The 20,600-nt window shown below is 41.4% G+C and carries 17 protein-coding genes; 16 read left to right on the forward strand and 1 reads right to left on the reverse strand.

Going from position 1 to position 20,600, the window contains the following annotated elements:
• Positions 1–114: 114 nt before the first annotated feature.
• The 5 genes from M4974_RS00425 (at position 115) to M4974_RS00445 (ending at position 4,473) form a co-directional block, all read left to right on the forward strand.
• Positions 115–792, forward strand: a complete 678-nt coding sequence (locus M4974_RS00425; RefSeq protein WP_248705700.1) for a VIT1/CCC1 transporter family protein — start codon at positions 115–117, stop codon at positions 790–792.
• A gap of 12 nt (positions 793–804) precedes the next feature.
• Complete coding sequence (locus M4974_RS00430; protein WP_248705699.1) at positions 805–1,500, forward strand: VIT1/CCC1 transporter family protein; 696 nt, start codon at positions 805–807, stop codon at positions 1,498–1,500.
• Positions 1,501–1,598: 98 nt separating this feature from the next.
• Positions 1,599–2,960, forward strand: coding sequence for an FAD-dependent oxidoreductase (locus M4974_RS00435; protein ID WP_248705698.1), 1,362 nt, complete (start codon positions 1,599–1,601; stop codon positions 2,958–2,960).
• Between the two features lie 62 nt (positions 2,961–3,022).
• Entirely contained in the window at positions 3,023–3,877 is an 855-nt protein-coding gene (locus M4974_RS00440; protein ID WP_248705697.1) for a YihY/virulence factor BrkB family protein, read from the forward strand.
• 2 nt (positions 3,878–3,879) lie between these two features.
• Positions 3,880–4,473 carry a DUF1054 family protein gene (locus M4974_RS00445; protein WP_248705696.1) on the forward strand — a complete coding sequence of 198 codons (594 nt, stop codon included), beginning with the start codon at positions 3,880–3,882 and terminating at the stop codon, positions 4,471–4,473.
• Positions 4,474–4,515: 42 nt separating this feature from the next.
• On the opposite strand, the gene M4974_RS00450 is transcribed toward M4974_RS00445, so the two are convergent.
• Positions 4,516–6,600 (reverse strand): cation:proton antiporter, encoded by a 2,085-nt coding sequence (locus tag M4974_RS00450; RefSeq protein ID WP_248715702.1) that lies wholly within the window; start codon positions 6,598–6,600, stop codon positions 4,516–4,518.
• A gap of 174 nt (positions 6,601–6,774) precedes the next feature.
• On the opposite strand from M4974_RS00450, the gene M4974_RS00455 reads away from it, so the two are divergent.
• The 11 genes from M4974_RS00455 (at position 6,775) to M4974_RS00505 (ending at position 20,599) form a co-directional block, all read left to right on the forward strand.
• Positions 6,775–9,309, forward strand: coding sequence for a M1 family metallopeptidase (locus M4974_RS00455; RefSeq protein ID WP_248705694.1), 2,535 nt, complete (start codon positions 6,775–6,777; stop codon positions 9,307–9,309).
• 128 nt (positions 9,310–9,437) lie between these two features.
• On the forward strand, positions 9,438–10,238 hold the full coding sequence (gene sufC, locus M4974_RS00460; protein ID WP_248705693.1) for a Fe-S cluster assembly ATPase SufC: 801 nt from the start codon (positions 9,438–9,440) through the stop codon (positions 10,236–10,238).
• 1 nt (position 10,239) lies between these two features.
• Positions 10,240–11,418 carry a Fe-S cluster assembly protein SufD gene (sufD, locus tag M4974_RS00465; RefSeq protein ID WP_248715703.1) on the forward strand — a complete coding sequence of 393 codons (1,179 nt, stop codon included), beginning with the start codon at positions 10,240–10,242 and terminating at the stop codon, positions 11,416–11,418.
• The gene (locus M4974_RS00470) at positions 11,405–12,631 is read left to right on the forward strand and encodes a cysteine desulfurase (protein WP_248705691.1); all 1,227 of its coding nucleotides are present in this window, start codon (positions 11,405–11,407) and stop codon (positions 12,629–12,631) included. Before sufD ends, M4974_RS00470 begins: the two co-directional genes overlap by 14 nt.
• A complete protein-coding gene (sufU, locus tag M4974_RS00475; RefSeq protein WP_248705690.1) occupies positions 12,618–13,046 on the forward strand; it encodes a Fe-S cluster assembly sulfur transfer protein SufU in 429 nt (142 codons plus the stop codon). Before M4974_RS00470 ends, sufU begins: the two co-directional genes overlap by 14 nt.
• 30 nt (positions 13,047–13,076) lie before the next feature.
• The gene (sufB, locus tag M4974_RS00480) at positions 13,077–14,507 is read left to right on the forward strand and encodes a Fe-S cluster assembly protein SufB (protein WP_248705780.1); all 1,431 of its coding nucleotides are present in this window, start codon (positions 13,077–13,079) and stop codon (positions 14,505–14,507) included.
• A gap of 594 nt (positions 14,508–15,101) precedes the next feature.
• Positions 15,102–16,268, forward strand: coding sequence for a 2-isopropylmalate synthase (locus M4974_RS00485; protein WP_248705689.1), 1,167 nt, complete (start codon positions 15,102–15,104; stop codon positions 16,266–16,268).
• The gene (gene leuB, locus M4974_RS00490; RefSeq protein WP_248705688.1) at positions 16,269–17,327 is read left to right on the forward strand and encodes a 3-isopropylmalate dehydrogenase; all 1,059 of its coding nucleotides are present in this window, start codon (positions 16,269–16,271) and stop codon (positions 17,325–17,327) included.
• Between the two features lie 4 nt (positions 17,328–17,331).
• Positions 17,332–18,723 (forward strand): 3-isopropylmalate dehydratase large subunit, encoded by a 1,392-nt coding sequence (gene leuC / locus M4974_RS00495; protein ID WP_248705687.1) that lies wholly within the window; start codon positions 17,332–17,334, stop codon positions 18,721–18,723.
• A complete protein-coding gene (gene leuD, locus M4974_RS00500) occupies positions 18,720–19,304 on the forward strand; it encodes a 3-isopropylmalate dehydratase small subunit (protein ID WP_248705686.1) in 585 nt (194 codons plus the stop codon). The genes leuC and leuD overlap by 4 nt, the downstream gene beginning before the upstream one ends.
• 8 nt (positions 19,305–19,312) lie before the next feature.
• Entirely contained in the window at positions 19,313–20,599 is a 1,287-nt protein-coding gene (locus M4974_RS00505; RefSeq protein ID WP_248705685.1) for an MFS transporter, read from the forward strand.
• Position 20,600: the final 1 nt, after the last annotated feature.

Genomic DNA, 20,600 nt, shown 5'->3' on the forward strand with positions numbered 1-20,600 from the left:
CTAATGATATAAGTAATAGAAGTATAGCATTTAATTAGAATTATTCCAAACAACTTGACCAAAGTTCTAATTCTTGGTATAACTTATTTAGAATCATTCTAACAGGAGATGCATATGGCAAAAGACAATAATTTGATGGAGCGAAATAATGTCATTCGTGCCGGCGTTATGGGCGGTAATGATGGAATTTTATCTATCTCAGGGATTATTTTAGGGGTGGCTGGAGCCACTACCAATGTGGGCACTATCCTGCTGGCCGGTTTTGCAGGTACCTTAGCGGGGATGGTTTCCATGGCGATGGGAGAGTACGTTTCGGTCAGTTCCCAGCACGATGCGCAAGCCAAAGTGACAAAGATTCAAACTGCAGCCTTGGCCACTGATTATCAAAAAGAATTTGATTTTGTGGAAAAGAAATACCAAGAAATCGGTATTTCTAAGGAATTAGCTCAACAGGCAACTAAGGAAATGATGGATAAGGACGCCTTAGTAACAACAGTTCGTGAGCGGTATGGTTTTTCACCAAACAGTGTATTGAATGCTGGAAGTGCCGCTTTAGCTTCCTTTATTTCCTTTCCTTTGGGCGCGACCTTGCCAATGCTAGCCATGTGGTTAACACCAACCACTTATCGTGAGATTGTGACCTTTTTAGCCGTTTTATTTGCTCTGGCTTTGACAGGTTACTCGGCAGCTTCTCTAAATGGTGCCAATCGTAAGCATGCTGCTATCCGTAATATTGTGGCTGGAATCTTCACCATGATTGTAACCTTTGCCATCGGTTCGCTATTCCGTTAAGGGAGGGACAAAATGTTTAAAAAGAATAAGAAAAATAAAGATCCTATGAGCATTGATGAGCGGTTGAATGCGATTCGAGCAGGTGTCTTAGGTTCTAATGATGGTATTTTAACTGTGGTTGGGGTAGTGTTCTCGGTGGCCGCTGCAACCACGAACCGCTTTACTATTATGATTGCGGCTTTGGCAGATTTATTAGCTTGTGCCTTGTCGATGGCTTCTGGGGAATATGCCTCGGTCTCGGCCCAGTCTGATAGTGAAAAGGTCGTCGTAGTTAAAGAACAAGAATTGTTAAAGACTGATTTTCAAAAACAATTTGATGTCATTGTTAATCACTATGTTGAACGTGGGGTTACCCACAGTACTTCACAAGCGATTGCTAAGGAGTTGATGACCAAAAAACCTTTGGAATCAATTTTGAGTATTAAATATGATATGACTTTGGGTCACTACATGAACCCTTGGCAGGCGGCTTGGGCATCATTGTTTAGTGCTGCTTTGGGTGGGAGTTTGCCTCTCTTAGCGCTAGTTATTACCCCAATAGCCTATCAATTCCCAGCTACCATTTTAGCTACGGTGATTGCCGTGGCGATTACTGGATTGATGAGTGCTAAACTTTCCAATGGAATGGTTGTGCGAGCTATCGTCCGAAATATCATTATTGGTTTGATTACAATCGTAATTCATTTTGGGATTGGTAAGTTATTCTAATTTGGTATATTTCAAATTTTATAAAAATGCGTGCAATTCTCAAGTGAATAAATTATACTGAATTTGTGAACTTTATAAATAAGAATGGAGGATTTACAATGAAAGTTGTCATCGTTGGTGCGTCACATGGGGGTCATGAGTCAGCAGTTGAGCTCTTGAGCCGTTATGAAGGTAATGATGTTACGGTTTATGAAGAAGGTGATTTTATCTCCTTCATGTCCTGTGGTATGCAGTTATACTTAGAGGATCAGGTAACTGATCGTGATGAGGTTCGTAACTTTAGTCCTGAGCAAGTAGAAAGCTTGGGCGGCAAGGTTTTGACTAATCATAAGGTGACTGCTATTGATGTAAATGCTCACAAAGTAACTGTGAAAGATACAACAACGGGTGAGGTTAAGGAAGACTGCTATGACAAGCTAATCCTTTCATCAGGAGTAACCCCAGCTACTTTGCCAGTTGCTGGATCAGATTTGAACAATGTTTACTTGATGCGTGGTCGTGACTGGGCAACAAAGATTTATGCCAAAGCTCATGATGAACAAGTAAAGAACGTTGTTGTTGTCGGTGCTGGTTACATCGGGGTCGAAGCCGCTGAAGTTTTTAACAAGGCAGGTAAGAAGGTTACGATTATCGATATGATTAACCGTCCTTTGGGTAACTACCTTGATGATGAATTGGCAGATAAAGTTACTGCTACTTTAATTAAGCACGGTGTTGACTTAAAGCTAGGTCACTCAGTACAAGCTTTTGAAGGTCAAGGACAAGTATCATCAGTCAAGAGTGATGATGGACAAGCAATTCCAGCTGACTTAGTAATCGTTGCCGCTGGGGTTAAGCCTAATACCAAGTGGTTGGAAAACACGGTAGCTTTGGATAAGCGTGGTTTCATCAAGACTGATTCTTACTTGCGTACTTCAGCTAAAGATGTTTTTGCTATTGGAGATGCAATCTTGCCACTCTTTACGCCAGCCGGTCAACCCGCCCCAATCGCTTTGGCTTCAACTGCTCGTCGCGAGGCTCGTTACTTAGTAGAAAACATCACTATGGAACAGCCCAGCCGGGCATTTCCTGGTGTTAATGGATCTTCAGCCTTGACTGTCTTTGAGTACAAGTTGGCTACTACTGGTGTTAATGCTCATAATGCGGCTATGCTTAATTTGAATGTTGCTACTAGCGTTTATGAAGCAACTCTACGTCCAAAGTTTGTTAAGGATGGTAATCCTGCAGTTACGGTAAAGTTGACTTTTAATCCTGAAAGCCACATTATTATGGGCGGTCAATTCCTTTCTGAAGCAGATGTAACGGCCCACGCTAATACCATTGCTTTGGCCATTAAAGCCCACATGACTTTGGAAGATTTAGCTGAAGCTGACTTTTTCTTCCAACCTGGATTTGACCGTCAATGGTCATTGGTCAACTTAGCTGCTCAAGTAGCTTTGGGTGAGACACCTAGTGTTTGATTTTTCCATTGGACATAAATAAATGAATGCGGATACCGATTTTTTGGCATAATAGAGATATTATGAATAAAAAATTGGTATTTTTTTGGAAAAAGCTGGATCAACGCTTTAACCTAGGTTTGTTGGTGGAATATTTTTCACGCTCCGAAGTCGGCTTAGTTGGTCCAACTTTTGCTTATTATTCACTTTTGACTATTTTTCCAATTATGATTGCGCTCGTGGTCATTTTATCTTTAATTAATGCTGATTCGGAAGCGGTGATGCACATTTTGAGCCGAATTCTCCCTGATAGTATTGATCAGATTATTCATCCGGTTTTGGAATCAGTTATGACTACTAAGAGTAAGTCTTATTTGTCTTTTTCAGTTGTATTTATTATTTGGTCGGTTTCCCAAGTGGTGGCCGTTCTACGCCGGACTTTTAATAATATTGCTGGGGTAGAAGATAAGGGAAGTAACATCTTAACGCGAGCCTGGTCCTTTATTTGGCTGTTTTTGGCCTTAATATCGTTTGTCTCCTTAATTTTTGCGGTTAATATTTTAACAATTGTTGTCCATAGTTTGCCGATTAGTCCCTGGACCGGTTTTTTAAATCATCAAACCCATTGGGCCTTAATCTTTGGTATTTGGTTTGTTTTAACAATGTTGAATTTCTTTTTACCGACTAGAGAAGCCCGCCCTCGTTGGCGGTATGTGGCCTTTGGTTCGGTAGTAGAGCTATTTTTCTTGAATTTATCAAATCGATTTTTCTCTTGGTACGCTAATTTACAAGTTGGCCGCTATGGTTTCTATGAATCGATTAGTTCGATTGTGGTATTTTTGATTTGGCTGAATTTAATTGCTACTATTTTAGTCTTAGGTTATGTTCTGATCATGTGGCTATCATCATTTGATAATAAAGAGATAGAAGAGGGGTAAGAATGTTTACGAATAGTGATTTTGATGTATTCTTGGCACCAGATTTAGAGGGGCGGATGGAAAAAATCCGGACCATCATCGATCCAAAGTTTGAAGCGTTTGCCACCAAGGCTTTGCCAATTTTAAAGGCTGATGGGCAAGAATGGTATGCCCATGTTGCAAAACATCGGATGCGTAAAACCAATGCCCCAGATAATACCTGGGTGGCTTTTGCCCCTAATAAACGTGGGTATAAAATGATGCCCCATTTTGAGCTGGGAATGTGGGCTGATAACTTGTACTTATACTTAGCGGTGGAAGAAAACATGAAACCTGATCAGTTGGCTACAATTGCGCCTAAGTTAAGAGAAATTACCGATTTAGTGGCGCAACTTTCTGATGATTTTGTTTTAAGTCAAAATCACATGGTCAATGAAAACCAGCCCTTGGCAGCATATGAGAAGCTAGTTGAGCGTTACCAGCAGGTCAAGGCTAGTGAAATCTTGATTGGCATTAAGATTAATCAGGGAGATGTCCGTTTGGGAAACGCGCAGTTAGAAGCTGATTTGTTAGCAGCTTTAAAAACCTTATTGCCCTTATATCAAAAATTACGTTAATTAAAAGGCCATTCGACAATCAAGTCGAATGGCCTTTTAACTTTATTCAATGGCTAAAGTTTCTTCCTTATTTTTCATTAATTGCAAAGCCTGGGCTTGGTTGATTTCATTGAATAAAATATTAGCAATCGCTGGTTTAATTGATTCATCCTGAACGCCCTTTTGTACATAATCATATTCATAGCGGAAAACTTGGACAAAAGTGTCACTGTTGATGTTGATTTGCTTTTGATGGAAATCGTGCTGAATCATGGTAAAGAAGCGATCCATGGTTTTCCGAGCTAGATAAAGCTCATTACTGTTGGTCTTACTTTGTAGATTTTCTCTTAGAATGTCATCTAAATGAGTATCGACGGCCTGCATAACATCGTTGTTTAACTGTAAGAGGACTTCTTGATTTGCTTTCCAAGTTTTAACTTTTTCAGCAAATTTTTTGTCGGTATTTAAACGCTTTTTATAAAAGGATTTGCGTTGTTTTTTTGTGATTGTTCCTGTACTAATATGAAAGCGCATTTCATGAAAAACTCGTCGGAATTGGTGTTCCAAAGAGCGAATTGGATGGCGACGACGATTGGGGTTTAACAAAGTTTTTTGTAAAATCTTGTTGTACATATCAATGACATCATCACTATAAGTGGCATTGACATAATCCCCGTGAGTATAAGCACTGACGAAGTCGGCAATCTCATTTAATTCGTTTAGATATTCTTCTGAATAGCGGACTTGATCGAAATTGCGAAGGTTAGTTTTTTGGGAGTTAAGCTGGGCCGAAATAGCTTCGCGTATATCACGATCACTAATTTGTTCCTGACTACGTAGCATGGCATAGTCAATCATTTGGTCCCGAATTTGATTGATTTCTTCTGGTGTATAGTCGGTTTGTTCTCGTGGTAATAGGCGAGGAAGCATTAAAGAAGCAACTAGCATACTAATTAAAATTAGTAAGGTAGCAATGATGATTAATTCGGTTCGAAAGGGGAAAGGCTGGCCATTAATCGTAGTTGGTAGAGAGAAGGCCATCGCTAAGGTAATCGTGCCATGTACGCCACTAATTCCAAACAAGCGGGCACTTTTAAAGCGATCCGGTTGATCTTGATGGCCAAAGAAAGGTTGGAGTCGTTGGCTTTTTTCAACCCGGACCCAAACAAAACGACCGATAAACATGACTGTGTAGATGGCCAGACTTAGGCCAATTAATTCAAAGCTGTAGTCAAAACCAATTTGAATCATTTCATTAATGACAGCAGGTAAAGATAGGCCTAACAGTAAGAAGACGACTTCGTTTAAAATCGTGGTTAAAGTTTTCCAAATAGTACTTGTTGTTAGTTGTACTTCGGTCGAGTTTAGACGTAAACGGCTACTGTCCCAATTGTGGACAATTCCACTGGCTACTACGGCTAAAATACCAGAAACCCCCCAGTGCTCAGCTAAGAGGTAAATAGCAAAAGGCGTCAAGATGCTAATCGGGATGATGGTGGCGGCTGCATTAACGGCATGGGTGGTCAAGTAGGTTCGGATTTTAATGATGATGAATGAAGCTAAGATACCAACTAAGACCCCACCACCAGCGACAATTAAGAATTGGTTAATCCCATGTACTAGGGAAAAATGCCCCTGTTGTAAAACAGAAAGAGCAAGGTTTAACATAACCAAACCAGTCGCATCATTGAAGAGGGATTCCAAGTTCAAAGCGCGATTAACGCCTTTAGGCATGGATAAGCCACTCGTAATTGATTTGACGGCAACGGCATCGGTCGGGACAACGATGGCTGCTAAGGCAATTGACAAGGGAAAGGACCAGTGAGCTTCGAGTCGATCAGTCAAAATGCCGACAATTAGCGCCGTGAAAATGGCTAAGGTCACTGAAAGCTCAATGATTAAACGAAAGTTAGTCCGAATGGTCCGAATTGATTGCTCCTTACCATCCATAAACATCAGTGGGGCAATGATTAGTAACATAAAGAATTCAGGTTCCAGAGTGAACTCATTAAAAATCGGGATAAAAGAAAAAAGCGCACCAATGGCAATTAGGACAAAGGACTCTGGAATTTTTGGAAAAAAGGGTTTGACGATATTGGCGGTAATGACACCGACCAAAATAAAGGCAATCAAATAAAGATTGGTCATGAAAAGTATTGCTCCTCAATTTGTTTATTTGTTTTAAAGAAATTAGCAACTCTTATTATAGAGGGATTGGATGTTCCTGACAAATAGGCAGTTAGTACATAATTATGAAAATAATTTTAATTTAATCTGAATATGTTTATAATTGAAGTAACTAAGACGATAGGTAGGTAAAATATGACAGCGATTCAGCGTTTTTATGAAACTTTTAAACCCGAGCATTATGATTTGTATTTTGATATTAGTCGAGCCAACAAGATTATTAAGGGACAAACTAAGATTACTGGAACAGCGGTGCAATCTGATATCGCCCTACATCAGCATGATTTAACAATCCAAGAATTAAAGGTCGATGGCCAGGTGGTTGATTTTCAGGTTGATAATGATCAAGATGCTATTTTCTTTAATGTTGTTCAGGCCGGTCAAGTAACCATCGAAGTGACTTACTCAGCACCATTAACTGATAATATGAATGGGATTTATCCCTCTTATTATGAAGTGAATGGCGAAAGTAAACAGCTGGTTGGGACCCAATTTGAAACTTACTTTGCCCGTCAAGCTTTTCCTAGCATTGATGAGCCGGAAGCTAAGGCTACCTTTAGTACGGCCATTCGTTTTGATGAGCAACCTGGTGAAACAGTGATTGCCAACATGCCCGAAGACCATGAAACCGATGGCGTTCACTACTTCCAAAAGACAGTTAAAATGTCAACGTATTTGGTGGCCTTTGTTTTGGGTGATTTACAAAGTAAGAAAACTCAGACTAAAAGCGGTGTCGAAGTGGGTGTCTTTAGTACTAAGGCCCACCCAATTGCTGACTTGGATTTCGCCCTAGATATTGCCAAGCGTTCGATTGAATTTTATGAAGATTATTACCAAACACCTTATCCTTTGCCTCATTCTTGGCAGGTCGCTTTGCCTGATTTTTCAGCTGGAGCGATGGAAAACTGGGGAATTGTTACCTATCGTGAAGCCTATCTATTAGTTGATTCAGCTAATACTGCCTTGTCAGTTAAGCAGGTCGTTGCCACGGTGATTGCCCACGAATTGGCCCACCAGTGGTTTGGCGACCTAGTAACAATGAAGTGGTGGGATGAGTTGTGGTTAAACGAAAGTTTTGCCAATATGATGGAATTCGTCGCCATTGATGCCTTGGAGCCAAATTGGCACATTTGGGAAAGCTTTAACGCCAATGATGTCCAGGCAGCCCTAAAGCGTGATGCTACAGATGGGGTCCAACCGGTACACGTAGCCGTAAACCATCCTGCAGAAATTGATGCCCTCTTTGACCCAGCTATTGTTTATGCCAAGGGTGCCCGTTTGTTGGTAATGATGCGGTCTTTGATTGGGGATGATGCCCTGCGTCAAGGATTGAAAGCCTATTTTGCCAAGATGGCCTATGGTAACGCCAGTGGTGCTGATTTGTGGGAAGCCTTAGGCCAAGCCTCTGGTCAAAATATTGGGGAAGTCATGAAGACTTGGTTGGAACAACCAGGATACCCAGTTGTCTCAGCAAAATTGGTTGAGGGTCATGTTGTCTTGCATCAAGAGCAGTTTAATATTGGTAAACAGGCTGATACTGACCGTTTGTGGCAAATTCCGCTTAATTCAACTGACCCTAAGGCACCAAAGTTGATGGATACAGCTGATTTAGATTTGGGTAGTTATGCTGATATTTTGGCTCGTACGAACGGTGTTTTCCGTTTGAATGTTGGCAATGCAGCCCACTATGTTATCCAATATGATGAGCGTTTGTTGGCCGATTTGCTAGAGGACTTTGAGAATTTCGACCCAATTACTCAGGCGCAGTTCTTGCAAGATAATTTACTGCTCGCTGAGGGTGGCCGGACTGGCTATGCCGACTTACTTTGGCTATTGCCTAATCTAGCCGACAGTTCTTCGAGTTTGGTGATTGATTTGGTTTATCGAATTGTCAGTCAAATTAAGGACTTTGTGACGCCGGGTAGCGAAGAAGAACAGCTTTTGAAAGAGTTTGTGGCGCAATTAAGCGCTAATCAAATTGCCCGTTTGGGTTGGCAACAAAAAGATACCGACAGCAACGAAGATTTGCTAATTCGGCCAACTGTTTTGGCAGCTGGTGTTTACGGCGAGGATGCTGCTGTTTTGGCTCAGGCACATGCACAATTTGAGGCAGTTAATCGTCAAGTAGCGCAATTACCAGCCGATAGCCGCAGTGCCGTCTTGGTCAGTGAAATTAAAAATAATCAAGGAACTAGCAATTTTGCTGACTTCTTGGCTCTTTACCAAAAGAGTGCTAATGCAAGCTTGAAGGCTGATTTGCGGACAGCTTTAACTAGCAGTCGGGATAGTTCAGAATTACAAAGTTTGGTTGATAATTTCCAAAATGCAGCAGTGATTAAGCCACAAGATTTGCGTGGTTGGTTTGCTGGTGTTCTAGCTAACTCAGCCGGTCAGTCCGCTGCTTGGAATTGGTTGGAAACCCAGTGGTCATGGTTGGAAGAACGCCTTGGTGGTGATATGGAATTCTCCAGCTATGTTACGGTGATTAGTCGTATTTTCCATACACAGGAACGTTTAACTGAATTTAAGACCTTCTTTACACCTAAAATCAATCAGCCTGGTTTGAGCCGTGAAATTCAAATGGACATTGATATTATTGCTAGTCGAGCAGCTGTAATAAAGCAACAAGCTGATCAAGTTGTTATGACTTTACGGGCCTTGGTTCGTTAATAATAAAATTATTAGAAAATGAATTGCTATAATTTAAGCAATTCATTTTTTGTTTGTAAAATAAAGGTTTTAAAATTAGTTTCATTAGGATATCGTTAGAATATTGTTATTTTTGAAAGGCGAAACCTATGACAACATTAAAAATTGAAAACTTACACGTTAATGTCGCGGGAAAAGAAATTTTAAAAGGGGTGAACTTGGCAGTTAATACTGGCGAAATGCATGCCATTATGGGCCCCAACGGTACTGGGAAGTCGACGTTATCACAGACAATTATGGGGCATCCGGCCTATGAAGTGACTGCCGGTCACATTTACTTGGATGGGGAAGATTTATTAGAACAGGGCGTTGATGAGCGAGCTCGAGCAGGTTTATTTTTAGCCATGCAATACCCATCTGAAATTCAGGGTGTTACTAATGCTGAATTTATGCGGGCGGCCATTAATGCTCGACGGCCTGAAGATGATCAAATTGGGATTATGGATTTTATTACCCAGTTGGATGAAAAACGAGAATTTCTTTCGATGAGTGAAGAAATGGCCGATCGTTATCTAAATGAAGGATTTTCTGGTGGGGAAAAGAAGCGAAATGAAATTTTACAGATGATGATGGTTAAACCTAAAATTGCTATTTTAGATGAAATTGATTCAGGATTAGATATTGATGCCTTAAAGGTGGTATCACGCGGGGTAAACAGTATGCGTTCTCCAGAATTTGGAACGCTGATGATTACTCATTATCAACGTTTATTAGACTATATCGTACCAGACTATGTTCATGTAATGATGGGCGGTAAAATTGTTAAAACTGGTGGCGCCGAAATGGCTAAAAAACTAGAAGCTGAGGGTTATGCTAGTCTACGTGATGAATTGGGCTTGAATGTTAGCCTGACAGATGAAGATGTCAATGAATACGTAATGGGAGATTAAGATGGTTAAGCAAGCAAATGAAAATTTACCCATGCCAGTTTTTGAAAAGGTTCGTTATGGCCCCTGGCGGTTAGAAAACATGAGTCCCAGTCAATCAGTTGATGAAAGTAAGGATCTTCAAGAAAACTTTTTAGGATTAAAAGTAATCGGTTCCACGACCACTCATCATCAACTTAGCGCCGATTTAGTAGAAGCTGGTGTTTTGTTAATGAACATCAAACAGGCGTACCAAGATTATCCAGAATTAGTTAAAAATTTGGTTGGTAAAGTGATTGAACGACAGTCCGAACGCTTGGCAGCCAATAATTATGATCAGTTTAATACCGGATTTTTTTTATATATTCCGGCTAATGTTCAGATTGAACCCGTTATGCAAGTAACTTTAAATCAAATTGCCGATGGGCAGGGGGATTTCATCGCTCGTGTTTTGGTTTATGTCGGAGAAAATAGCCAGGTTAAATTGTTGCAGCGCATGCGAACCGTAGGAAATCATGCAAGTAAAGCTTCAGTCGTTGTCGAAGTTTTAGCCCAGCGTGGGAGTCGGCTAACTTATGCTAATATTGATGGCTTTGGGCCCCATACTAGTGCCTATATTAACCGCCAAGCGGATATATTGGCTAATGCTAAGGTGGATTGGATCAATGCTTCTTTTAATGATGGCAATACGATTACGCGTCTTGCCAGTCATGTTGACGGAGAAGGATCAGTTAGTCATGCCAAAGTAGCAACCTTTTCTAATCGAAAACAAGTACAAGGTTTCATTACGGAAATTCAAAATACTGGGCGACACAGTCTCGGGCATATTTTCCAACGGGGCGTTATTTTAAATTCCTCAGCCTTAGTTTTTAACGGCATTGGGCGAATTATTAAAGGTGCTAAGGGCTCTGATGCTCAACAAGAATCACGCGTATTGATGCTTTCTCGCCGTGGACGGGGGGAAGCTAATCCCTTGCTATTGATTGATGAGAATGATGTCACAGCTGGTCATGCGGCTTCGGTTGGTCGAGTAGACGAACAACAACTTTATTACTTAATGAGTCGCGGTTTACCGGAAAAAGTGGCGCGAAAACTTGTTATTCGAGGTTTTATCGGGGAAATATTATCGCAAATGCCAACGAACCGAGCCCAGCAGGACTTAATTGATGCAATCGAGAGAAAGTTACAGTATGAAAGAGTGTAGAGCTGATTTTCCAATTTTAAATGAAAAAATTAATGGGCAACCATTGATTTATCTTGATAGTGCGGCGACGGCCCAAAAACCAGCCAAGGTATTAGCCAAGGTACAAGACTACTATCAGCATCAAAATGCCAATGTACATCGGGGCGTTTATACGCTTTCGCAAGCAGCAACCGATTTATATGAAGGGGCTCGCAATCAAGTCCAAGCTTTTATTAATGCGGCTGATTGGACTGAGGTGCTCTTTACTCGTGGGACTACTGAGTCGATTAATTGGGTTTCGACGGCTTATGGACAGCAGCATTTACAGGCTGGCGATGAAATTTTAGTGAGCTATTTAGAACACCACTCTAATTTAGTTCCTTGGCAAGTGCTGGCACAGCAAACTGGTGCTAAATTACGTTACGTAGAATTGGATGAAGCCGGCCGCTTAGATTTAGTCGATTTGCGCCACAAACTAAATCCATCCACAAAAATTGTTGCCTTGACCCATGTTTCCAATGTAACCGGTGTGATTAATCCAATTGCTCAAATTACTAGCTGGGCCCATCAAGTTGGTGCTGTTGTAGTGGTTGATGGGGCCCAAGCAGCACCGCATTTACCAGTTGACGTTCAAGCATTGGACGCTGATTTTTATGCTTTTTCGGGTCATAAATTGATGGGCCCAACTGGTATCGGGGTGTTATATGGTAAAAAAGCGTTGTTAGAAGAAATTCCGCCAGTTCAGTATGGTGGTGAAATGATTGAATATGTTGGTTTGGATGAAGCTACTTTTCAGCCGTTACCCTGGCGCTTTGAGGCTGGGACCCCCAATATTGCTGGTGCAATCGGGTTAGGCGCAGCTATTGAATACTTAAGGTCAATTGGCATGGCACAGATTGCAGCAAATGAGGCACAATTAACTACCTATGCCTTAAAAAAACTAGGAGCCATTGAGGGATTGCAAATTTATGGGCCAACCAATGGACAGAATCGAACTGGGGTGATTACTTTTAATTTAGCAGATATTCATCCCCATGATGTCGCCACTGCCCTAGATCAAGAAGGAATTGAAGTTCGAGCAGGTCATCACTGTGCCCAACCGTTGATGCGTTATTTGGGGGTGACGGCCACTGTACGAGTAAGTTTGTATTTGTATAATACAGCAGCTGAAATTGATCGATTAGTGGCGTCCTTAGTAGCGATTAAGGAGTATTTTGTTGATGACTTTACATAATTTGGATCAATTATATCGTCAGGTCATTATGACCTATGCCAAACATCCGCATCACTTTCAAAGCCTCAGTGCTGATACCGGTCAAGCTGTGACTAAATACAATCCAACTTGTGGGGATTTAATTAAGTTAACTTTAGTAATTGAAAACGGTAGGGTCCAGGACCTGAGTTTTGATGGTGATGGCTGTGCTATTTTTAAAGCTTCGGCTTCGATGATGACTGATTTGATTAATCATAAATCAATTGAAGAAGTTCAAAGACTAAGTCAACAATTTTCAGCGATGATGACCGATGGACAAACCAGTGCAGCTTTAGGAGATGCTTGTAGTTTAATTGGGGTTCGTAAGTTTCCAACCCGAATTAAATGTGCGACTTTATCCTGGCATGCTTTAGATGAACTATTAATTCAAAATTGAGTCCTGAAAGGAGTATTTATGGGAGAAACCATGGAGATTGATCGGCGTGAGGCCTTAGAGAAAACACGAGCAGCAATTGGGGCTGACAAGGAATACGAGCAGGGTTTCCAGGATGATTACCAAGCGGTTTATTCAACTGGTAAAGGAATTAGTGAAGATATTATTCGTAAAATTTCTGCTAAAAAAAATGAGCCTAAGTGGATGCTTGATTACCGTTTGCAGGCTTACCAGACCTATTTAGACATGCCCATGCATGAATGGGGACCGGATTTAAGTGGCATTAATTTTGATGATATTTATTATTACAACAAGCCGACTGAAGAAAAGTATCGCGATTGGGAGGATGTCCCAATCGAATTAAAAGAAACTTTTGAACGATTAGGGGTTCCAGAAGCCGAGCGGAAATGGCTGGCCGGCTCTTCAGCTCAGTATGAATCAGAAGTCGTTTACCATCGGATGAAAGAAGAATTTGCGAAGACTGGGATTGTATTTACAGATACTGATGCAGCCGTTCAGGAATATCCGGAACTGGTTAAAGAATACTTTGGTTCTCTAGTTAAGCCGACTAATAACAAATTAGCCGCTTTGAATTCAGCGGCCTGGTCGGGTGGAACTTTTATTTATGTACCAAAAGGGGTTCATGTGACCACCCCAATTCAATCTTATTTTCGGATTAATACTGAAAATGAAGGACAATTTGAGCGGACCTTGATTATTGTTGATGAAGGCGCTCATGTTGATTATGTGGAAGGGTGTTCAGCCCCAATGTATTCCGGAGATGCCTTGCACGCTGCCGTGGTAGAAGTGATTGTCAAGCGAGATGCTTATTGCCGTTATACCACCATTCAGAATTGGTCTAATAATGTTTATTCTTTGGAGACAAAGCGAGCAGCCGCTTATGAAAATGCCACAATGGAGTGGGTTGATGGTAATTTTGGTTCTAAAACCACAATGAAGTATCCTTCGGTTTACTTGGAAGGTGAAGGGGCTCGAGGGACGATGCTATCAATTGCGGTGGCTGGCAAGGGCGTGAATTTGGATTCGGGTGCCAAGATGATTCATAATGCACCCAACACCTCATCGTCAATTGTGTCTAAATCAATTGCCCATGATGGTGGTGCTACGGACTATCGGGGCACGGTTAAATTTGGCAGAGAGTCTGATGGTTCATTTGCTCACGTTGAGTGTGACACGATTTTAGTGGATGACCAATCTTCAGCTGATACGATTCCCTATAACACAATCTTAAATGGGAATGTCTCGATGGAACACGAAGCCAAAGTTTCGCGGGTTTCTGAGGAGCAATTGTATTATTTGATGACCCGGGGTATTTCTGCAGAAAAGGCAACGGAGATGATTGTTATGGGCTTTATTGAACCATTTACTAAGGAACTACCGATGGAATATGCGGTAGAATTAAATCGATTAATGAAGTTTGAAATGATTGGTTCGGTGGGGTAAATCTATGGATGAAGACCAACATATAATAACCATTTTTAAAGACAGTGCTAGATTCAAAATTACGAATTGATGTCGTTAATTTGTGTTTAGTTAATAAAATTAATTTTAATAAACTTGGATTATTGGTGGTTGCAATGGCCTTATTCACTATAGGGTGTCCGGTTATTGGCACCGGTTGAGACTATGGTCAAAGAGGCCTTGGCCACGTTACTAGAAGTTGTTGAAGTACAGATTGAATGTGTTTGGGAGCCAAGTTGGTTAATTCAAAAAATGTCTCTTTTTGTGCGTATGATAGTTTTGGATTAGGTTGAATTGTGAAAAATATATAAAATATTTCTTGACATTAAATGATAATAAAATTAGAATTAGCTCATAAAATAATTAGGAGGAACACGAAATGCAAACAGCTCAGATGAATATTATTAATAATCAATCATCAGCTCTCCTCAGCTTGCTCAGGTATTCCTAGCAAGCTGGGCTTTTAAGGCTAGTTGTTAGGTATAAACCAATGACTAGTCGCAGGGGTGCAACTCGTGTTTTTAACGGACTAGTCTATCAGACTAGTCCGTTTTTTAGTTTAAAGGAGAGAAGAAAATGAGAAAAATAACATTTTACGATACAACTTTACGTGATGGTGAGCAAACAATTGGGGTTAATTTTTCCAACCAAGAAAAGGTAAGCATCGCCGAGGCTTTGGAGGCCTATGGTGTTGATGCAATTGAAACCGGTTTCCCTGCAGCCTCTGAGAAAGATTTTAGAGCAGTGCAAGCCATTGCTAAAACTATTCAACATAGTAAAGTAGTTGGTTTAGCTCGGATGGTTCGAAAGGATATTGATGCAGTCATTGAGGCGACCCGGGGAGCCGTCCATCCAGCTATTCATATCTTCATTGCAACGTCGCCGGTACATCGAGAATCAAAGCTACATATGAGTAAGAAAGAAATTTTAGACAAGATTACCGCTGATATTACCTATGTTAAAAACTACATGGATGACATTATTTTTTCACCAGAGGATGCAACTCGGACGGAACCAGAGTTTTTGATTCAAGCGGTGCAAAGGGCAATTGATGCCGGAGCCAAAATGATTAATATTCCAGATACGGTTGGGTATGCCACACCGGATGAATTTGGACAAATTTTTGAAAACTTTAGCAATCAAATCAAAGAATTTAATGAAATTGGTTGGTCTACCCACACTCACAATGATTTGGGTTTGGCCAATGCCAATGCCTTGGCGGGAATCGAGCATGGAGCTACTGAAGTACAGGGAACGATTAACGGGATTGGCGAACGGGCCGGTAATGTTGATTTGATCGAAACAGCGGTAGCGTTGCAGGTTCGACAGAATAAATTCCAAGTATCGACCAATATCGACTTAGTCCAATCAAAAAAAATTTCTAATCAAGTTGCTCGGATGTCTAAGATTGCTATTGCACCAAATAAGCCGATTATGGGCCGCAATGCCTTTGCCCATGAATCTGGTATACATCAAGATGGCTACTTAAAGAATCCTGAGACCTATGAAATTTTGAATCCGGCAATGGTCGGTGCTAAAGCTAGTTTACCGTTAGGAAAGTTATCGGGATCCCATGCGGTAATGTCAAAGTTAAACGAGATGGGTTATGAAATTGGTAAAGAGGATATGCAAATCATCTTTCCTCACTTTAAAGCAGTGGCTGAAGAAGTTGACATCGTCGATGAAGGCCAATTGGAGAGTATGATGGCGAGTATATATGAAAAAAGGGTGGTGAATGGCTAAATGACTAGCAAGAAAAAAATTGTTGTCCTACCCGGTGATTATATCGGACCGGAAATTATGGCGGCCGGTTTGGCTGTTTTAGCAGCCGCTACCCAGGGAACCGACTTTAAATATGAACTAATTGAATGTCGCTTTGGTGGGGCTGGAATTGACCAGGTTGGGCAGCCTTTACCAGAAGAAACTATCCGAACGGCTCAACAGGCCGATGCAATTTTACTGAGTGCAATTGGCGGGCCTAAGTGGGATCAGGCCCCGATTCGACCAGAAGCCGGTTTATTAAGCATTCGTTCGGCTTTGAATTTGTTTGCTAATATTCGCCCTACGCAAGTATCATCGGCTCAGATTGAGCGCTCGCCTTTAAAGGCTGAAAATATAACTGGGACCGATTTTGTGATTGTTCGTGAACTAACTTCGGGGGCTTACTTTGGGAAGCCTCGGCGACTTGATCACGATGAGGCTGTTGATACGATGTATTATAGTCGCACTGAAATTGAGCGCGTTATGTCAGTTGGTTTTCAGATGGCACAAAAAAGAAAGCAACATGTCACCGTGGTGGATAAATCTAACGTTTTAGCTACTTCTAAATTATGGCGACAGATTGGGAAGGAATTTAGTGAACGTTATCCTGATGTTCAAGTTGACTATCGTTATGTTGATGCAATGTCAATGGCTATCATTGCCCAACCGGCTCAGTTTGATGTAGTAATTACGCCAAATTTGTTTGGTGATATTTTAAGCGATGAAGCTGCCCAAATTACTGGCTCAATCGGGCAAATCCAATCGATGTCAATCGGGGCGAATGGTCCTAATTTATATGAACCAATTCACGGATCGGCGCCCGATATTGCCGGAAAAGGAATTGCTAATCCACTTTCAATGGTTAATACCGTGGCGATGATGATGACGCAAAGTTTTAATGAGAATCAGATTACTACCAAGATTCAAGCTGCTGTTGACTATGTAATTGCTCATAAAATCGTGACACCGGATATGGGTGGTGATCAGACTACGGCTAGTGTAACTAAAGCTTTAGTTGACTTTATTAGAGAGGAGAATTAAGTCGATGAGTAAGACATTATTTGACAAAATTTGGGATACCCATGTGATTGCTGGACAGGTGGGTGAACCGCAATTACTCTATGTTGATCTTCACTTGATTCATGAAGTCACTTCTCCACAACCTTTTGATGGGTTACGGTCAATGCATCGCCGTTTGCGTCGACCGGATTTAACTTTTGCAACTATGGACCACAATGTGCCAACCAAGGACATTTTTAATGTTCAAGACGAAATGTCAAGGTTACAGATGGAAACGCTCGAACGTAATTGTAAAGAATTTGATGTACCTTTAGCTTCCATCGGGGATGACCAGCAGGGAATCGTGCACGTGGTAGGACCAGAACGGGGGTTAACTCAGCCAGCTAAAGTCATCGTTTGTGGGGATTCGCATACGGCAACGCACGGGGCCTTTGGTACGATTGCTTTTGGAATTGGTACCTCAGAAGTTGAACACGTGATGGCCACACAAACAATTTGGCAGGTAAAGCCAAAAACAATGGGCATTAAAATTACGGGGAAGTTGCCAGCTAATACATATGCCAAGGATATCATTATGGGCATAATTGCTCAGTATGGAGTTTCTTTTGGAACTGGTTATGCGATTGAATTTTACGGTGAAGCAGTTGAAAACTTATCAATGGAAGCCCGTTTAACCATGTGTAATATGTCAATTGAAGCTGGTTCAAAAACCGGGATGGTTCGACCTGATCAAACTACTTTTGATTATATTAAAGGCCGTGAATTTGCCCCTAAGGATTTTGCGGCGGCACAAAAATATTGGGAAAGTTTTTATACGGACGATGAAAGTGCGTTTGATGAAAATCTGACCTTTGATGTCAGTGATTTGAAACCGATGATTACCTGGGGAACTAATCCGGGGATGGCCATGGCGGTAAACCAGCTTACACCAGCCGTTAAAGATGCTAATGATCAGGCAGCTTATGACTATATTGGCTTGCATCCCGGTATGAAGGCTGAGGAAATCCCACTAGATTACCTGTTTATCGGTTCTTGTACTAATAGTCGATATGAGGATTTAGAAATTGCCGCGCAAATGATGAAAGGCAAGCACTTAGCGCCCAACATTACGGCTTGGATTGTTCCTGGTAGTCGGGCTATTCGAAATAAGGCGATTAAGACTGGTATTGCTAAAATTTTTGAGGATGCTGGTTGTGAGTGGCGGGAACCAGGATGTTCGGCTTGTTTGGCGATGAATCCGGATAAAATTCCGGCCGGTATGCATGCTGCATCCACATCCAATCGGAATTTTATTGGCCGTCAAGGAGCTGGTTCACGGACGCATTTGGCCTCACCAGCCATGGTAGCGGCAGCAGGTATTGCCGGACATTTTGTTGATATCACGCTATTAGATACTGAAGAGGGGGAGTCAAAATGAAAGCTTTTACGGAAGAAATCGGACGGGCCGTTGTGATTCCTAATGACAGTATCAATACCGATATTATTTTGCCTAAGCAGTTTTTGAAAAATATTTTAAAAACTGGGTTTGGTAAAGATTTATTTTTTGATTGGCGTTACTTGGAAGATGGCTCTTTAAATCCTGATTTTGAGTTAAATAAGCCAGAACATAAAGGCGCCACCATTTTAATTACAGGAACAGATTTTGGCTCTGGTTCTTCAAGAGAGCATGCCGTTTGGGCCTTGACTGATTATGGGTTTAAGGCTGTAATTGCTGGTGGTTTTTCCGATATTTTTTATATGAATGCCACTAAAAATGGCCTTTTGCCAATTGTACTACCTGAAGCTGATCGGGCAATCTTACGACAGGTGAAGGCCGATGAGTTGATTACGATTAATTTACCACAGCAAGAAGTCATTTATAATACCCAGGCTTTTCACTTTGATATTAACCCACAATGGAAAGAAAAGTTTATTAAAGGCGAGGACGATATTGATCATACGCTGCAATTTGCTAATCAAATTACAGCTTTTGAACAAAAACGTCCCAACTTTGGCTAGGAGGCAGGATGGATCCAGCAATAGAATTAAAAAATCGAATGAATATTAGTCGGGCAACGCCACTTTTTTATAAGGTTTTTGCCATGGTAGCAGCCGGGATGATTTTAGATGGAGCTGATGTCTATCTGGCTAGTGCAGTTAATAGTGCTATTATTGCCAATCATTTTGCCACAATTAGTCAGGGATCAATGTTTTTATCAGCCGGTTTTCTAGGTTTGTTCTTTGGATCACTTTGGGCTGGCTTGATTGGGGATTATTTTGGTCGTCGGCAGGCTTATCAAATCAATTTATTGCTATTTGGCTTTTTCACAGTAATGGGTGCCTTTGCCCCGAACATTTGGGCTTTAATTATCCTTCGTTTTATCGCAGCAATAGGCTTGGGAGCCGAAATTGTCACTGGATTTGCCCTAATTAATGAATTTGCCCCGGTAGCTACTCGGGGTCGTTGGTCAGCTTCTGTCTCAGTGATTGCCAATATGGCTGCCCCCCTGACCTTGGTTTTGGCAGCTGTGGTTATTCCACGTTATAGTTGGCGGTCAACTTTTATCATTATCGGTGTGGCGGCCATGATTTTATGGATTATTCGGCATAATTTTCCAGAATCGCCGCGGTGGTTGATCAGCAAAGGTCGTTATCAAGAAGCGGAAGTAATCATTCAAAAATTAGAGGTGAATGGCTCTTATCAGCCCCAACAAGATGATAATGAGCAGAAGCCGGTTCGTATTAGCATCGTGCGAGGTTTGATCGTTGCCACTGTGGCGATTTCAGCGGTCAATTTGGTGCAATATACCTTCACCTCCTGGATGCCTACCTTGTTAGTAAAACAGGGTCTAAATGTCGTCCATTCCTTAGGATTTTCGGCAGTAATGATGGCTGGAGCACCTTTGGGAGCCTTAATTGGTGCAATCTTAGTCGATCACATCGGCCGAAAGGCAGTCATTGTACCGGCCTTTATCATGACGGCCATTTTAGGGCTGCTATATGCCCAACAGCGCCAAATTGCTTGGGTCTTAATCGTTGGTTTTTGTTTGGTTACGACTATTTATATTTTGATGGCCTCAATCGTCAGCGTTTATATGTCGGAACTATTTCCAACTTATTTCCGCTTCCGCGGAGCTGGTTATGCCAATGCGGTGGCTAAAATTTTAACAGTTTTAACGCCCTACTTAGTTGCTTGGGTCCTAACCCGAGTTAACGCTAGCTTAATTTTTTACTTCATGGCGACGGTTGCCATTATTGCTGCCATTGTGGTTGCAGTGATGGGGCCAGAAACTAAACAACGCACAATTAACTAAA

The organism is Convivina praedatoris, from assembly GCF_933208495.1.
Lineage (GTDB): Bacteria > Bacillota > Bacilli > Lactobacillales > Lactobacillaceae > Convivina > Convivina praedatoris.

Bases quoted from the DNA above. Each gene is read 5' to 3' on its own strand.
- M4974_RS00425 (WP_248705700.1), top strand. From the start codon at position 115: ATGGCAAAAGACAATAATTTGATGGAGCGAAATAATGTCATTCGTGCC.
- M4974_RS00430 (WP_248705699.1), top strand. From the start codon at position 805: ATGTTTAAAAAGAATAAGAAAAATAAAGATCCTATGAGCATTGATGAG.
- M4974_RS00435 (WP_248705698.1), top strand. From the start codon at position 1,599: ATGAAAGTTGTCATCGTTGGTGCGTCACATGGGGGTCATGAGTCAGCA.
- M4974_RS00440 (WP_248705697.1), top strand. From the start codon at position 3,023: ATGAATAAAAAATTGGTATTTTTTTGGAAAAAGCTGGATCAACGCTTT.
- M4974_RS00445 (WP_248705696.1), top strand. From the start codon at position 3,880: ATGTTTACGAATAGTGATTTTGATGTATTCTTGGCACCAGATTTAGAG.
- M4974_RS00450 (WP_248715702.1), bottom strand. From the start codon at position 6,600: ATGACCAATCTTTATTTGATTGCCTTTATTTTGGTCGGTGTCATTACC.
- M4974_RS00455 (WP_248705694.1), top strand. From the start codon at position 6,775: ATGACAGCGATTCAGCGTTTTTATGAAACTTTTAAACCCGAGCATTAT.
- sufC (WP_248705693.1), top strand. From the start codon at position 9,438: ATGACAACATTAAAAATTGAAAACTTACACGTTAATGTCGCGGGAAAA.
- sufD (WP_248715703.1), top strand. From the start codon at position 10,240: ATGGTTAAGCAAGCAAATGAAAATTTACCCATGCCAGTTTTTGAAAAG.
- M4974_RS00470 (WP_248705691.1), top strand. From the start codon at position 11,405: ATGAAAGAGTGTAGAGCTGATTTTCCAATTTTAAATGAAAAAATTAAT.
- sufU (WP_248705690.1), top strand. From the start codon at position 12,618: ATGACTTTACATAATTTGGATCAATTATATCGTCAGGTCATTATGACC.
- sufB (WP_248705780.1), top strand. From the start codon at position 13,077: ATGGAGATTGATCGGCGTGAGGCCTTAGAGAAAACACGAGCAGCAATT.
- M4974_RS00485 (WP_248705689.1), top strand. From the start codon at position 15,102: ATGAGAAAAATAACATTTTACGATACAACTTTACGTGATGGTGAGCAA.
- leuB (WP_248705688.1), top strand. From the start codon at position 16,269: ATGACTAGCAAGAAAAAAATTGTTGTCCTACCCGGTGATTATATCGGA.
- leuC (WP_248705687.1), top strand. From the start codon at position 17,332: ATGAGTAAGACATTATTTGACAAAATTTGGGATACCCATGTGATTGCT.
- leuD (WP_248705686.1), top strand. From the start codon at position 18,720: ATGAAAGCTTTTACGGAAGAAATCGGACGGGCCGTTGTGATTCCTAAT.
- M4974_RS00505 (WP_248705685.1), top strand. From the start codon at position 19,313: ATGGATCCAGCAATAGAATTAAAAAATCGAATGAATATTAGTCGGGCA.